The following is a 15,340-nucleotide window of genomic DNA, read 5'->3' as shown; positions in this document are numbered from 1 at the left end:
GAGACCGATCCGAACCGAGGAGTCCGTTCCCCATGACAGTCTCCAGACGCCTCTTCGTCACGGCAGCCGCCGCGATCGTCGCCTCCAGGGGCACCTCGCTCGCCCTGGCCGCCCCGGGCCGGGCCACTGCTCCGATCGCCGATGAGTCGGCCTTCCGTATCCCTGTCAGCTCCACCGACTCCGCGGAGACGCTGGTCCGCAAGGCCTCCCAAGTCCGGCCCACCGCACGGCAGATCGCCTGGCAGCGGCTGGAGAGGACCGCTTTCCTGCACTTCGGCGTCAACACCTTCACCGGACTCGAATGGGGCACCGGCGACGAGGATCCGGAGGTCTTCCAGCCGGCCGGCCTCGACACCGACCAGTGGGCGCGGGCACTGCGCGACGGCGGCTTCCGGCTCGCCATCCTCACCGTCAAGCACCACGACGGCTTCGTCCTCTACCCCTCCCGCTACACCAGTCACTCGGTGGCATCGAGCAGTTGGCGCGGCGGGCAGGGCGACGTACTGCGTTCCTTCGCCGACTCCATGCGGCGGTACGGGCTGAAGGTCGGCGTGTACATCTCCCCGGCCGACGAGAACCAGTACCTCCACGGCGTCTACGCCAACGGCAGCGCGCGCACCGAGCACACCATCCCGACCCCGGTCGCGAACGACGACCGCCCCGACGGCCCGGCGTTCACTCTCCCCGCCACCGACTACGGTGCCCATATGCTCGACCAGCTCTACGAGGTGCTCACCGAGTACGGCCCCGTCGACGAGGTCTGGTTCGACGGCGCCCAGGGGCGCATCCCGCCGGACAAGGTCGAGAAGTACGACTGGGACAGCTGGTACACCCTGGTCCGCACCCTCGCCCCGGACGCCACGATCGCCGTCTCCGGCCCCGATGTCCGCTGGGTCGGCAACGAGGGCGGGCTGGCGCGCGAGAACGAGTGGAGCGTCGTACCGGTCATCGAGAAGGACTACGGGCGGACCGACTTCGCGCTCTCCTACGACGCGGCGGACATGGGCGGCAGGGAGGCGCTTCTCGCGGCCGGCGGGGTCGCCGACTACGTGCAGTGGTGGCCCGCCGAGTGCGATGTGTCGATCCGGGACGGCTGGTTCTACCACGCGGACCAACAGCCCAAGTCCGTCGACCAGTTGACCGAGATCTACTTCGGCTCGGTCGGCCGCAACGCCGTACTCCTCCTCAATGTCCCGCCGGACACGGACGGTCTCCTCGCCGCCTCCGACGTCACCCGGCTGCGGGAGTTCCGGGAGCGCGTCGACCGGGAGCTGCCGGCCGACCTGGCGACCGGGGCCGCGGTGACCCGGACTCCGGGTGCCGTCACCGTCGACCTCGGCAGGGAGCGCGAGGTGGACCGGGTCCGGCTCGCGGAGGACGTCCGGCTCGGCCAGCAGGTCGAGGCCTTCGTCGTCGAGACGTTCACCGGGGGCCGCTGGACCCGGGTGGCGGGGGCGGGCACGATCGGTGCGAGCCGGATTCTGCTGCTGGCGGCGCCCGTTCGGGCCCGGCGGTGGCGGGTCCGGGTGACCAGGACCCGTGCGGAGGTGCCGATCGCGGAGTTCGGGCTGTACCGGTCGGCGGTGGGCTGACAGGTCAGGGGACGGCGCGTGCGGGCGTGGGCGCGACCCGCCCGCACCGGCCGGCAGTCGAATCGCGGCCCTACCGCGGATCGTCGGGCTGGCCCCGGAGCCACTGTTCCACCTCGCCGACATGGGCCGCGGCTGCCGCCCGGGCCGCCTCCGGGTCGTGGGCGACGAGCGCGCGGTGGATCGCCGCGTGCTCGCGGCGGGTACGGGTGAAGGCGCCCTCCTCCTGGTAGGCGCGCCACACGCGGGCGCGGAAGGTGCGTGAGGAGAGGCCCTCCAGGATCGCCGCCATACTGTCGTTGCCCGCCGCGGCCGTGATCTCGCGATGGAATGCCAGGTCGTGGGAAAGGATCTCCTCGGGATCGTCGGTGGCGTTCATCGCCGTGAGGTGTTTCTCCACCTGCGCGAGCTGGTCCGGGGTGATCCGGGCGGCGGCCAGCGCGGTCGCCGTCGACTCCAGGATGCGCCGGACCTCCAGCAGCTCGGCCAGCTGAGGGCCCCGCGAGAGGTCCGCGACCACACCGAAGGTCTCCAGCAGGTCACCGGCCTCCAGTTGGGTCACGTAGATGCCGGAGCCGTGCCGGGCCTCCAGCACGCCCATCACGGTGAGCGCCCTGATCGCCTCCCGCATCGAGCTGCGCGAGATACCCAGCCGGGCGGCGAGATCGCGCTCGGTGGGCAGCCGCTCACCCGGTTCCAGCCGGCCCTCGCCGATCAGCGCCTTGATCTGCTCGATGGCGCGCTGCGTCACGGTGCCCTTCTGCGGGGCGGCCTCGCCGTTCCTGGCCGGGATCTCGTCCACGCCGTGTCCTCCTGTCGCCGGGTCCGCCGCAGTCTAACCAGAGGGTTGGTCGGACCACTACTGTCCGAATCTAGGTAAATTTGGCTCTGCGGGGTGTTCCAACCCGGAAGTGGTCTGATAAATATTCGCCATCCGCTCGATCACGCTCAACGAGGAGCTATCAGATGCTCGACCGAACAGTGGGGACGCCGAAGAAGCGCTCAAGAGCGCGGAGCCTCGGTGCGGTGGCCCTGGCCGCCTGTACCGGCCTGGTGCTCAGCGCCTGCGGCAGCACCAAGGACACCGTCGCCTCGGGCGGTGACGGCGACGGGACGGGCAAGGTCGGGGTGATCCTGCCGCTGCTGACCTCGCCGTTCTGGCAGGCGTACAACGACTACGTACCGAAGATGGCGAAGTCCGAGGGGGTCGACGCGCTGAAGACCGTCAACTCCAACAGCGACCCCTCGCAGCAGATCACCGACATCAACAACCAGCTCAACCAGGGCGTGAAGGGCCTGGTGGTCGCGCCGCTGGACAGCGCCGCCATCGAGGCCGGCCTCGACCAGGCCGAGCGCAAGGGCGTGCCCGTCGTGGCCGTCGACGTGGCGCCCGAGAAGGGCAAGGTCGCCATGGTCGTACGCGCCAACAACGTCGCGTACGGCGAGAAGGCCTGCCAGTACCTCGGCGAGCACATCACCTCGGGCAAGGTCGTGCAGATCATGGGCGATCTCGCGTCCGTGAACGGGCGTGACCGGTCGGAGGCGTTCCGGGCCTGTGTGAAGGAGAAGTTCCCGAAGCTCAAGGTGCTGGAGATCCCGGCCAAGTGGGAGTCGGACGCCGCGGCCTCCAAGCTCGACACGCTCCTCAACGCCAACCCGGACATCAAGGGCATCTACATGCAGGCCGGCGGCGTCTACCTCGCACCCACGCTCCAGACCCTGAAGTCCAAGGGGATGCTGAAGAAGACCGGCGAGGCCGGTCACATCACGATCGTCTCCAACGACGGCATCTCCCAGGAGTTCGACGCCATCCGCAAGGGCGAGATCGACGCGACCGTCTCGCAGCCCGCCGACCTCTACGCCAAGTACGGGATGTACTACATCAAGGCGGCGATGGCCGGGAAGACGTTCAAGGTGGGGCCCACCGACCACGACTCCGAGATCGTCAAGCTGCCCAGCGGCATCCTCGAGGACCAGCTCCCCGCACCCCTGGTCACCAAGGACAACGTCGACGACGCCGCGCTCTGGGGCAACTCGGCCTGATGAGCAGCCAATCACGGGAGAACCCGGCCGGATCCCTCGTTCCTCTCGTCGAGGCGCGCGGCATCACCAAGCGGTACGGTCCCACCACCGCACTCAAGGACGGTCAACTCACCGTCCTGCCTGGTGAGTCGCACGCCCTCGTCGGCCGCAACGGCGCCGGAAAGTCCACGCTGGTCACCATCCTCACCGGTCTCCAGGCACCCGACGAGGGCTCGGTCCGCTTCGACGGCGAGCCCGCGCCCCCGCTGGCCGACCGCGACGCCTGGCGCTCCAAGGTGGCCTGCGTCTACCAGAAGCCCACCGTCGTCCCCGAGTTGACCGTCGCCGAGAACCTCTTCATCAACCGGCAGCCCACCGGTCGCGGCGGAATGATCAGCTGGCGGCGGCTGCGCACCGAGGCCGCCGAACTCCTCGACACCTGGGACGTGCACGTCGACCCGGAGGCCCGCACCGCCGACCTCAAGGTCGAGGACCGCCAAATGGTGGAGATCGCAAGGGCGTTGAGCTTCGGCGCCCGCTTCATCGTCCTCGACGAACCGACCGCCCAGCTCGACAGCCGGGAGATCGAGCGGCTCTTCACCCGGATGCGGGCACTCCAGGACTCCGGCGTCACCTTCCTGTTCATCTCGCACCACCTCCAGGAGGTGTACGAGGTGTGCCAGACGGTGACCGTCCTGCGCGACGCCCGCTGGATCACCACCGCCCCCGTCGCAGACCTGCCGCGCCAGGCCCTGATCGAGGCCATGGCCGGGGAGTCCATCACCGAACAGGCCGTCACCCCCAGAGGAGTCGAGCCCGGGCAGCCGGTGCTGCTGACGGCCGAGGGGCTCACCTCACCGGCGTACGAGAACATCGACCTGACCGTTCGCCGCGGTGAGGTCGTCGGACTCGCCGGGTCCAGCGGCAGCGGCAAGATCGAGCTGGCCGAGTCCTTCGCCGGACTGCACAGACCGACCGGCGGAACGGCCCGACTCGACGGTGGGCGGCTGCCGTTCGGGGACGTCCAGGCCGCGCTGGCGGCGGGCGTCGCCTGTGTGCCGCGCGACCGGCACGAACAGGGACTGGTCCCCGGCATGACCGTCGGCGACAACGCCACCATGAGCGTCCTGCGCCGGCTGGGGCGGTACGGATTCGTCTCCGGCGACCGCAAGCGAGGCTTCGCCGCCGCGCTCGTCGAACGCCTCGACATCCACACCGAGGGCCCCGAACAACCCGTCTCCGACCTGTCCGGCGGCAACGCCCAGAAGGTCGTCATGGCCCGCGCCCTCGCCTCCGACCCCAGACTGCTCGTCCTCATCAACCCCACCGCGGGTGTCGACGTGAAGTCCAAGGAGTCCCTCCTCGCCCGCATGGACAGCGCCCGCGAGGACGGCACCGCCGTCCTGGTCGTCTCCGACGAACTCGACGACCTGCGCCGCTGCGACCGCGTCCTCGTCCTCTTCCACGGCCGTGTCGTCGCCGAGCATCCGGCGGGCTGGCGCGACCACGAGCTGATCGCCTCCATCGAAGGAGTGGACCATGGCTGATACGAAGGCTCCGCCGGTGCGGCCGGCGAGCGTGCCCAGCACCCGGTCGGCGAAGACCGTGCTGTTGCGCCGGGCCCGCGAACTCGCCCTCGTGCCCGCCCTGTTGGTGGTCGTGGTGATCGGCGCGTTCGTCAACGACTCGTTCCTCACCGAGAACAACATCATCTCGATCCTCGGGTCGTCGGCCGCGCTGGCCATGGTGGTGCTCGCCGAGGCGCTCGTACTGATCACGGGCAAGTTCGACCTGTCCCTGGAGTCGGTGGTCGGCATCGCACCCGCGATCGGCGCGCTGCTCGTTCTCCCGGCGGCGAAGGCGGGCTTCGGAACCGAACTGCCCACGGGCCTGGCCATGGTGGCCATCCTGCTGGTCGGCGCCGCGGTCGGCCTGTTCAACGGGCTGCTCGTGGTGAAGCTGAAGCTCAACGCCTTCATCGTCACGCTCGCGATGCTGATCATTCTGCGCGGTGTCCTGGTCGGCGCGACGAAGGGCAAGACGCTCTTCGACATGCCGGACGCGTTCTTCTCCATGGCCACCACCACCTTCCTGGGCATCCCGGTCTCGGCGTGGGTGGCCGGCCTCTCCTTCGCCGTCGTGGGCGGGTTCCTCCGCTACCACCACCTGGGACGCGCGCTCTACGCGATCGGCGGCAACGCCGACGCGGCGCGCGCGGCCGGCATCCGCGTGGAGCGCGTGATGCTCGGTGTGTTCGTCACCGCGGGTCTGCTCGCGGCGGTCGGCGGCATCATGAAGACCGGCTACGTCGGGGCCATCAACGCCAACCAGGGCCAGAACATGATCTTCACCGTGTTCGCCGCCGCGGTGATCGGCGGCATCAGCCTCGACGGCGGCAAGGGCACCATGTTCGGCGCCCTGACCGGCGTACTGCTGCTCGGCACCGTCGACAACATGCTCACCCTCGCGCAGGTGGAGCCGTACTGGATTCAGGCCATCTATGGCGGAATCATCCTGTTCGCCCTCATGATCGCCCGTCTGACCACGGGCCGCGCCCAGGACTGACCCCACAACCGACCGAAAGGCACTCCGTGTCACCGACCTCCGGCGCCCACCTTCGGGTAATCGCGCTCGACACCTACGACATCCGGTTTCCCACCTCGCGTGAGCTCGACGGCTCCGACGCGATGAATCCCGACCCCGACTACTCGGCGGCCTACGTCGTGCTGCGCACCGACGCGGCCGACGGGCACGAGGGGCACGGATTCACCTTCACCATCGGGCGGGGAAACGAGGTCCAGGTCGCCGCGATCGACGCGCTGCGCGGGCATGTGGTCGGCCGGTCCGTCGACGAGCTGTGCGCGGACCCGGGCACCCTGAACCGCGACCTGATCGGCGACAGCCAGCTGCGCTGGCTCGGACCCGAGAAGGGCGTGATGCACATGGCGATCGGCGCGGTCGTCAACGCCGTATGGGATCTCGCCGCGAAACGAGCCGGTCAGCCCCTGTGGCGGCTGCTCTCGGAAGCCGAGCCCGAGTGGCTCGTCCGGCAGATCGACTTCCGCTACATCAGCGACGCGCTCACCCCCGAGGAGGCCCTCGACCTGCTGCGCCGGGGCCGCGAGGGCGCCGCCGACCGCACGGCCGGCCTGCTCGCGAACGGCTTCCCCGCCTACACCACCTCCGCCGGCTGGCTCGGCTACGACGACGAGAAGCTCGCCCGGCTCGCCGCCGAGGCCGTCGCCGACGGCTTCACGCAGATCAAGCTCAAGGTCGGAGCGGACCTGGAGGACGACATCCGCCGCTGCCGGGTCGCCCGCGGCGTCGTCGGCCCCGACATCCGTATGGCCATCGACGCCAACCAGCGCTGGGACGTCGACGAGGCGATCCGCTGGACCAAGGCGCTCGCCGAGTTCGACCCCTACTGGATCGAGGAGCCCACCAGCCCCGACGACATCCTCGGCCACGCGGCGATCCGCCGTGCCGTGGCCCCCGTCAAGGTCGCCACCGGCGAGCACGTCCAGAACCGTGTCGTCTTCAAGCAGCTCCTGCAGGCCGACGCCATCGACATCGTGCAGATCGACGCGGCCCGTGTCGGCGGCGTCAACGAGAACCTCGCCATCCTGCTGCTCGCGGCCAAGTTCGGCGTCCCCGTCTGCCCGCACGCGGGCGGCGTCGGCCTGTGCGAACTCGTCCAGCACCTGTCGATGTTCGACTACGTCGCCCTGGCCGGCACGACCGAGAACCGGGTCATCGAGTACGTCGATCATCTGCACGGCCACTTCCTCGACCCCGTGGTGATCAGGCAAGGTCATTACCTGGCACCGACCGCGCCGGGCTTCTCCGCGACCATGCGGCCGGAGTCCATCGCGGAGTTCACGTTCCCCGGCGGCAGCTTCTGGGCCGCCGACCTGGCGCAGGAGAAGGGGCAGGCCGCATGACCGACTTCGAGGGTCTCAAGGCGCTGGTCACGGGCGGCGCTTCCGGCATCGGCCGGGCCACCGCGGAACTGCTGGCGGCGCGCGGCGCCCAGGTCGCCGTCCTCGACCTGGACCCGTCGTCGGTCGAGAAACCGCTGCGCGGCTACCGGGCCGACGTCACCGACGACGCGTCCGTACGGGAGGCGGTGGCCGCGGCCGTCGCCGACCTCGGCGGACTCGACATCGTCGTCAACAACGCCGGGATCGGCGCCCAGGGCAGCGTCGAGGACAACGACGACGACGAATGGCGCCGCGTGTTCGACGTCAACGTGCTCGGCATGGTCCGTACGGCCCGCGCCGCCCTGCCGCACCTGCGGAACTCCGAGCACGCCGCGATCGTGAACACCTGCTCGATCGCGGCCACGGCGGGTCTGCCGCAACGCGCCCTGTACAGCGCCACCAAGGGCGCCGTGTACTCGCTGACCCTGGCGATGGCCGCCGACCACATCCGGGAGGGCGTCCGCGTGAACTGCGTCAACCCGGGCACGGCCGACACCCCGTGGGTCGGCCGCCTCCTCGACTCGGCCGCCGACCCGGCCGCAGAACGCGCCGCGCTGGAGGCCCGCCAGCCCACCGGCCGCCTGGTCTCGGCAGCCGAGGTCGCGGGCGCCATCGCCTACTTGGCGAGCCCCCTGTCCGGCGCCACCACCGGCACCTCACTCGCCGTCGACGGCGGAATGCAGGGCCTGCGACTGCGCCCGGCGGCCCGGTGAACACGCCGGACAACACCCCGGGGAGCACTCCCGTCCCCGTGCCCATGCCGGTGCACGCGCTCGGCCGCAGCGGAGTCGAGATCACCGGCCTGGGCTTCGGCGCCGCCGCCATCGGCAACCTCTTCACCGAGGTCACCGAGGAGCAGGCGCACGAAGCCGTGTCCGCCGCCTGGGACGCGGGCATCCGGTACTTCGACACCGCGCCGCACTACGGCATCGGCCTCTCCGAACGCCGCCTCGGCGCGGCCCTGCGCGAGCACCCGCGCTCGGCGTACACGATCTCCACGAAGGTCGGCCGCCGCCTGGAACCGTCCGAGGTCCCGGACGGCGACGACCTCGCCGACGGCTTCGCGGTCCCCGCCACCCACCACCGTGTCTGGGACTTCAGCGCGGACGGCGTACGCCGCACCCTGGAGGCGAGCCTGGAGCGGCTCGGCGTCGACCACGTCGACGTCGTCTACCTCCACGACCCCGACGACCACGCCGAGGCGGCCTTCCGCGAGGCCTACCCGGCGCTGGAGAAGCTCCGTTCGGAAGGAGTCGTGCGGGCGATCGGCGCGGGCATGAACCAGGCGGAGATGCTGACCCGCTTCGTCCGGGACACGGACGTCGACGTGGTCCTGTGCGCAGGCCGCTACACACTCCTCGACCAGAGCGCGCTCACCGGTCTCCTGCCCGCCGCCGTCGAACGCGGTACGTCCGTCGTGATCGGCGGCGCCTTCAACTCCGGTCTGCTGGCGGACCCGAGGCCCGGGGCGACGTACGACTACGCCACTGCATCGGGCGAGTTGCTGGACCGCGCCCTGCGCATGAAGGCTGTCGCCGACCGACACGGCATCACCCTGCGGGCCGCCGCGCTCGCCTTCTGCGCGGCCCACCCGGCTGTCGCGGGAGTCCTCGTCGGCACCCGTTCGCCCGCCGAAGTCCGTGACTGCGCCGAGCAGTTCGCCACCCCCGTGCCCGAGGCCCTCTGGCAGGAGCTGAGGGACACCGGTCTGCTGTCCCCCCAGAGGCCGGCGGAGGAGCCGTCATGAGAGTGGCCCTGCACACCAAGGTCCGCGCCGACCGCGTCGCCGAGTACGACGCGGCCCACCGGGAGGTTCCCGTCGAGCTGACCGACGCGATCCGCGCCGCCGGAGCCACCTCCTGGACGATCTGGCGCAGCGGCACCGACCTCTTCCACGTCCTGGAGTGCGAGGACTATGCCCGTCTCCTCGCCGAACTGGAGAAACTGCCGGTCAACGTGGCCTGGCAGGCCCGGATGGCCGAACTCCTCGACGTGGTGCACGACTACTCCGACGAAGGCGCGGACGCGGGCCTGCCGGTCGTCTGGGAGCTGCCGTGACGATCGTGGACGCCCACCACCACGTGTGGGACCTGTCGGTCCGGGACCAGGACTGGATCGCCGAGGACAGTCCACTGCGCCGGGACTTCACCTTGGAGGACCTCCGGCCCGAGGCCCGCGCGGCGGGAGTCGACCGCACGATCCTCGTCCAGACGATCACCGTGCCGGAGGAGACCCCGGAGTTCCTGGCGCTCGCGGCGGAGCAGGAACTGATCGCGGGCGTCGTCGGCTGGACCGACCTGACCCGCACCGACATCGCCGACGAGCTCGCCGGACTGCGTGAGCTCCCCGGCGGGCAGTACCTGAAGGGCATCCGCCACCAGGTCCAGGGCGAGCCGGACCCCGAGTGGCTGCTGCGCCCCGACGTACGCCGTGGCCTTGCCGCCGTGGCCGAAGCGGACCTGGTGTACGACCTGGTCGTCCTCCCGCACCAACTGCCCGCGTGCGTCAGGGCGGCCGAGGCGCTGCCGCACCTCACCTTCGCCCTGGACCACCTGGGCAAGCCGCCGGTCGCCGGCGCCCGCCTCGAACCCTGGGCGACCGCCGTGCGTACGCTCGCCGCGTTCCCCAACACGGTCTGCAAGCTCTCCGGCCTGGTCACCGAGGCCGACCCCGCGAGCTGGACCCTGGATGACCTGCGCCCGTACGCCGACACGGTCCTGGACGCCTTCGGCCCCGGCCGCCTGATGTTCGGCTCGGACTGGCCGGTGTGCACGCTCGCCGCGTCCTACGGCCAAGTGGTGTCTCTGGCCGAGGAGTTGACCGCCTCCCTGGACAAGAGCGAACGCGAACAGGTCTTCACGGGCACCGCGACCCGCGTCTACGGCCTCTGACCCGGCCCGGCGAGCCGGGTCGGCGGCATGAACTCCCGTACGTACACCCGCTCCCAGTACGCACCCGTCGCCCGCAGCTCCCGCCGGGTCGTGCAGCGGTAGCGGAAGAGGCGGGCGCGGACATGGCGTGGGGGTGTGTCCGGCGGGAAGGGGGAGTGGCGCAGCAGCCGGAGTGTGTCGCGGTCGTTCTCCAGGAGCCGTTCGACCAGCGCGCCGAACCACGATCCGGCGTACGCGGGCGACAGCGCGGCGAACCACATCATCCAGTCGAGCCGCAGATGGTAGGGCGCGAACTGGCGTGGCCGGCGCCGGGGATCACCCGGCTTGCCCTTGAAGTCGTACTCCCGCCAGTCGGACCCCTCGCGGGGCACGTCGTCGGCGGTGCCCTCGACGATCACCTCGTACCGGACGCGGCTGACGCCGCCGAACGCGCCGTAGCTGTTGACCAGATGGAGCGGGTCGTAGGAGCGGTTCATGACCTGGCGGCGCGAGAGCAGGTTGTGGACGGGGCGACGGCTGAGGGCGACCAGTGCCGTGGCGACGGCAAGGACCACGATCTCGTACCAGAGAGGGGCGGCCGGGGCGGGCGTCGGAGCCGTGTCCGGGAGGCGGACCGCCGACAGTGCCAGCACGATCGTGAGCCAGTTCAGCCAGGCGAAGTTGCCGGACAGGACCAGCCACAGCTGGGTGACGATCATCAGGGACGCGGCGGCCGTCGCCACCGGCTGGGGGGTGAACAGCAGTACGGGGACGGCGAGTTGGGTGAGGTGGTTGGCGGCCGTCTCGATCCGGTGCACCGGCTTCGGGAGATGGTGGAAGTACCGGCTCAGCGGGCCCGGCATCGGCTGGGTCTCGTGGTGGAAGTCGAGGCAGGTCAGCTTCCGCCAGCACGCGTCACCGCGCATCTTGATCAGGCCGGCGCCGAACTCGACACGGAACAGGGTCCAGCGCAGCAGGAACAGCACCAGGACCGGCGGTGCGACCTCGTCGTTGCCCAGGAACACGGCGAGGAAGCCGACCTCCAGGAGCAGCGACTCCCAGCCGAAGCCGTACCAGGTCTGCCCGACGTTGACGATCGACAGGTACATCGCCCACGGCAGCAGCCACACCAGCATCCCGACCCAGAGGGGGAGTCGCGAGTCCAGGCCCGCCAGCAGAGCCGCCGACACCGCGCAGCCGGACCAGGACCAGACGGCGAAGAAGCGGTCGGAGTAGTGGAGTTGGAACACGCTCGGTGCCTGTCCGAAAGACACACGGGCGACCAGACGGGGTACCGGAAGCATGCCCCGCTCGCCGATGAGCGCCCGGAACTGGAGGGCCGCGCCCAGAAACGCGACGAGGTAGACGCAGGCCAGACCCCGCTGGAGGAGCAGACGGCTCAGCCAGTACTCGGGTGCGGTGAACCACGCCACGCCGCCCGCTCCTCTCTGCCTACCCTTCTCTTCCCGCCCTTTCCCTCCCGCCGCCTTTCCCTCCATTGTGACCGTGGGTGACCGTTCTCGGCTTGCGTACGCCGAGCGGGCGACGCAGACAATGGGGAATGCACCGAACCCTTGTCACGGCCTGCGCACTCTGTGCGACTCTGCTCGTCGGCGGCTGGGACGGCGACCCGCCGGGCGAGGACGCCGTGTCCCCGGACGACGTCGGACCGGGCACGGCCCAGGACCTCTGCAGCGACATCGGCCCCGACAGGGTCCCGGAGATCCCCGACCTCCCCGACGGTGGCGGCCTGATTCCCGACGAGAACACCACCGCGTACGGCTCCTATGTCCCGTACGACCCCTGCGAGGGCTTCGGCGAGTGAGAGTGGTGCGGCGAAAGGTGTCGGACAAGTCGAAGAATCAGCCAAAAACTGGCAGGGTGGGCCCATGGCTGATCGGGCAGCGAGCGCCCTGTCACTTCCGAACGAATGGCCCGCCCACCCGGACCCGGTTCTGGCGCTCAACCGCATGGGGACGTTCGACTGGGATCTGGACGCAGGTCTGTTCCACATGGACGCCCTGGCACACGAGATCTTCGATCTGCGCCCCGACGAGTACGACGGCCACCCCGAGAGCCTGGGCGTGCGGGTGCCCCGGATGGAAGGGCTGAGGCTCGACTCCGTCGTCGCCGAGGCCATGAAGGACGGCAGCGAGAACTACGGCGCCTACTTCCGCCTCCGCCGCCGCGACGGCGTCCTGCAATGGACCCATACGCAGGGCTACATCCGCCGCGACGGGACGGGCCGCCCGCGCCGGGTCATCGGCATCGTCCGCGACGCCACGCAGGAGCTGCGGGACAGCCAGGCCCGTACCGAACAGGCCGCCCAGGACGAGGTCCGGCGCCGGCAGACCAACGTCGTACAGGTCATCACGGCGGCCCTCGCACACGCCCGCACCGTGGAGGACGTCATCGACGTCCTCACCGAATCCCACGGCGTCCCCCACCTCGGGGCGGCCAGCCTGGTCATGGGCCTGGTGGAGGCCGGCCGCATCCGGCTGGTCGCCGAGGGCCCGGCGGGCGCCTCCGTGCCCGGCACCCGCATCACCCGTATCGACGAGCCCTACCCGATGGGCGACGTCGTACGGACCCTCAGCCCGCGTTTCATCGAGTCGCCCGAGGAGTTCGCGGACGGGTACCCGATCCTGTGGCCGCACCTCACCGACCTGAAGATCACCTCGGCCGCCTATCTGCCGCTCATCGCGCAGGCCCGGCCGATCGGCGCGATGGGCCTGCTCTACAACGACCGGTACGGCTTCTCGGCGGAGGACCGGGCCGTGCTCGTCGCGCTCGGCACCAGCATCGCGCAGAGCCTCCAGCGGGCCATGCTCTACGAGCAGGAGAAGGACCTCGCCCAGAGCCTCCAGCAGGCCATGCTGCCCCGCAGCATTCCCTCCGTGCCCGGCGCCGACATCGCCGTCCGCTACCGCGCCGCCTCCTCCGGCGGCCAGCTCGGCCGGGACATCGGCGGCGACTGGTACGACGTGATCCCGCTGCCGGGCGGCCGGGTCGGCGCGGTCATCGGGGACGTACAGGGCCACGACACGCACGCGGCGGCCGTCATGGGCCAGCTGCGGATCGTCCTGAAGGCCTACGCGGCCGAGGGACACCCGCCCGCCACGGTGATGGCCCGCGCCTCCGTCTTCCTGCACGAACTCGACACCGACCGCTTCGCGACCTGTCTGTACGCGGAGGCCGACCTGTCCACCGGGGTGGTCCAGGTGGTCCGCGCCGGCCACCTCGACCCACTGGTACGGCGCGCCGACGGCACCTGCCGCCGCGTCCCCGCCGACGGCGGCCTGCCGCTCGGCCTCTCCGCCGAGTTCGGGCGCCTCACCTACCCGGTGGCCACCCTCGAACTCGACCCCGGCGAGACCCTGGTGCTGTGCACCGACGGGCTCATCGAGCAGCCCGGTGCCGACCTCGACGACGGGCTGCGGACCCTGCGGGCGCTCATCACCGCCGGCCCGGAGAGCGTCTGGGAACTCGCCGACTGCCTCATCGAGGTGGCCGACGAGCGAAGCGGGGACGACGACGTGGCCCTTCTGCTCCTGCGCCGCCGGGGCCTGGCCGCCGTACGGTCCGGCGGCCGGCTCCAGCAGCATGTCGCGCAGGCCGACCCCGACGCGCTGAGCGAGGCCCGGCACATGATCGGCGCGGCGGTCCGGGCCTGGGGCGCCCACGAGCGCGCCGACGAGGTCGAACTGGTGGCCGACGAGCTGATCACCAACGCGCTGATGCACACCGAGGGAGCGGCGGTCGTCACCCTGCGGGTGCTGAGCGGCGCCGAACGCCGGCTGCGTGTCGAGGTCGAGGACTCCTCCAGCGCGCTGCCGCGCCGCCGGGAGGCGGGGGAGTCCGGGGTCTCCGGGCGCGGCCTGCTCCTGGTCGACCTCCTCACGGACGACTGGGGCGTCGAGGCGCGCGGCGGCGGCAAGGCCGTGTGGTGCGAGTTCGTGGTGCCGCCCACGAGCTGAGCGCCGGGGCGCGCGGTGGCACTCTGGACGTATGCCGGAACTTCCCGAGGTCGAAGCGCTCAGGGACTTCCTGACCGACCGGCTCGTGGGCCACGAGATGGTCCGCGTGCTGCCCGTCGCGATCAGCGTCCTGAAGACGTACGACCCACCCGTCACCGCTCTTGAGGGCCGCGAGGTCACCGCCGTGCACCGGCACGGCAAGTTCCTCGACCTTGCGGCGGACGGCGGCCTGCACTTCGTGACCCACCTGGCCCGCGCGGGCTGGCTGCACTGGCGCGACCGCCTCCCCGACGGTCCGCCGAGACCCGGGAAGAGCCCGCTCGCGCTGCGTGTCGCCCTGGAGACGGGCGAGGGTTTCGACCTCACCGAGGCCGGCACCCAGAAGCGGCTCGCGGTGTACGTCGTACACGATCCGCAGGAGGTGCCCGGCGTGGCCCGCCTCGGTCCGGACCCGCTCGCCGACGACTTCGACGAGGCGCGCCTCGCCGGTCTGCTGGCGGGGGAGCGGCGACAGCTGAAGGGGGCGCTGCGTGACCAGAGCCTGATCGCGGGAGTGGGCAACGCCTACAGCGACGAGATCCTGCACGCCGCGCGGATGTCCCCGTTCAAGCTCGCCGCCTCGCTCACGCCGGAGGAGAACCGGCGGCTGTACGAGGCACTGCGCGCGACGCTCACCGAGGCGGTCGAGCGCTCCCGGGGCCTCGCGGCCGGACGCCTGAAGGCGGAGAAGAAGAGCGGCCTGAGGGTGCACGGCCGGACCGGCGAACCCTGCCCGGTCTGCGGCGACACTGTCCGCGAGGTCTCCTTCAGCGACTCCTCGCTCCAGTACTGCCCCACCTGCCAGACGGGCGGCAGACCGCTCGCCGACCGCCGTATGTCACGCCTGCTGAAGTAGCCGAACG

At 70.9% G+C, this 15,340-nt stretch carries 14 protein-coding genes; 12 read left to right on the top strand and 2 right to left on the bottom strand.

Going from position 1 to position 15,340, the window contains the following annotated elements:
- Nucleotides 1-32: 32 nt before the first annotated feature.
- Complete coding sequence (locus OG595_RS04605; protein ID WP_329268064.1) at nt 33-1,592, top strand: alpha-L-fucosidase; 1,560 nt, start codon at nt 33-35, stop codon at nt 1,590-1,592.
- Nucleotides 1,593-1,662: 70 nt separating this feature from the next.
- Here OG595_RS04605 and OG595_RS04600 read toward each other — a convergent pair whose 3' ends face one another.
- Complete coding sequence (locus OG595_RS04600) at nt 1,663-2,391, bottom strand: FadR/GntR family transcriptional regulator (RefSeq protein ID WP_329268061.1); 729 nt, start codon at nt 2,389-2,391, stop codon at nt 1,663-1,665.
- A gap of 164 nt (nt 2,392-2,555) precedes the next feature.
- On the opposite strand from OG595_RS04600, the gene OG595_RS04595 reads away from it, so the two are divergent.
- The 8 genes from OG595_RS04595 to OG595_RS04560 are packed head-to-tail and all read left to right on the top strand — an operon-like array spanning nt 2,556 to nt 10,482.
- Complete coding sequence (locus tag OG595_RS04595) at nt 2,556-3,632, top strand: sugar ABC transporter substrate-binding protein (protein WP_329268058.1); 1,077 nt, start codon at nt 2,556-2,558, stop codon at nt 3,630-3,632.
- Entirely contained in the window at nt 3,632-5,158 is a 1,527-nt protein-coding gene (locus OG595_RS04590) for a sugar ABC transporter ATP-binding protein (RefSeq protein WP_329268055.1), read from the top strand. The genes OG595_RS04595 and OG595_RS04590 overlap by 1 nt, the downstream gene beginning before the upstream one ends.
- Nucleotides 5,151-6,176 carry an ABC transporter permease gene (locus OG595_RS04585; protein ID WP_329268053.1) on the top strand — a complete coding sequence of 342 codons (1,026 nt, stop codon included), beginning with the start codon at nt 5,151-5,153 and terminating at the stop codon, nt 6,174-6,176. The genes OG595_RS04590 and OG595_RS04585 overlap by 8 nt, the downstream gene beginning before the upstream one ends.
- A 26-nt stretch (nt 6,177-6,202) precedes the next feature.
- Nucleotides 6,203-7,552 carry an L-fuconate dehydratase gene (locus tag OG595_RS04580; RefSeq protein ID WP_329268050.1) on the top strand — a complete coding sequence of 450 codons (1,350 nt, stop codon included), beginning with the start codon at nt 6,203-6,205 and terminating at the stop codon, nt 7,550-7,552.
- Nucleotides 7,549-8,304, top strand: a complete 756-nt coding sequence (locus OG595_RS04575; RefSeq protein WP_329268049.1) for an SDR family NAD(P)-dependent oxidoreductase — start codon at nt 7,549-7,551, stop codon at nt 8,302-8,304. Before OG595_RS04580 ends, OG595_RS04575 begins: the two co-directional genes overlap by 4 nt.
- Before the next feature lie 50 nt (nt 8,305-8,354).
- A complete protein-coding gene (locus OG595_RS04570; protein WP_329282632.1) occupies nt 8,355-9,338 on the top strand; it encodes an aldo/keto reductase in 984 nt (327 codons plus the stop codon).
- On the top strand, nt 9,335-9,649 hold the full coding sequence (locus OG595_RS04565; protein ID WP_329268048.1) for an L-rhamnose mutarotase: 315 nt from the start codon (nt 9,335-9,337) through the stop codon (nt 9,647-9,649). Before OG595_RS04570 ends, OG595_RS04565 begins: the two co-directional genes overlap by 4 nt.
- Nucleotides 9,646-10,482, top strand: coding sequence for an amidohydrolase family protein (locus OG595_RS04560; protein ID WP_329268046.1), 837 nt, complete (start codon nt 9,646-9,648; stop codon nt 10,480-10,482). Before OG595_RS04565 ends, OG595_RS04560 begins: the two co-directional genes overlap by 4 nt.
- Here the strand turns inward: OG595_RS04560 and OG595_RS04555 are convergent.
- Entirely contained in the window at nt 10,470-11,894 is a 1,425-nt protein-coding gene (locus tag OG595_RS04555) for a lipase maturation factor family protein (RefSeq protein WP_329268045.1), read from the bottom strand. The two genes, OG595_RS04560 and OG595_RS04555, sit on opposite strands and share 13 nt — an antisense overlap.
- Before the next feature lie 128 nt (nt 11,895-12,022).
- On the opposite strand from OG595_RS04555, the gene OG595_RS04550 reads away from it, so the two are divergent.
- The 3 genes from OG595_RS04550 (at nt 12,023) to OG595_RS04540 (ending at nt 15,333) form a co-directional block, all read left to right on the top strand.
- The gene (locus OG595_RS04550; RefSeq protein WP_329268043.1) at nt 12,023-12,286 is read left to right on the top strand and encodes a hypothetical protein; all 264 of its coding nucleotides are present in this window, start codon (nt 12,023-12,025) and stop codon (nt 12,284-12,286) included.
- Between the two features lie 64 nt (nt 12,287-12,350).
- Entirely contained in the window at nt 12,351-14,438 is a 2,088-nt protein-coding gene (locus tag OG595_RS04545; protein ID WP_329268042.1) for a SpoIIE family protein phosphatase, read from the top strand.
- A 31-nt stretch (nt 14,439-14,469) separates the two neighbouring features.
- A complete protein-coding gene (locus OG595_RS04540) occupies nt 14,470-15,333 on the top strand; it encodes an Fpg/Nei family DNA glycosylase (protein WP_329268039.1) in 864 nt (287 codons plus the stop codon).
- Nucleotides 15,334-15,340 lie beyond the last annotated feature (7 nt).

The organism is Streptomyces sp. NBC_01451, assembly GCF_036227485.1.
In the GTDB taxonomy this organism is placed as follows: Bacteria; Actinomycetota; Actinomycetes; order Streptomycetales; family Streptomycetaceae; genus Streptomyces.
This window is presented reverse-complemented; position numbering and strand designations above follow the sequence as displayed.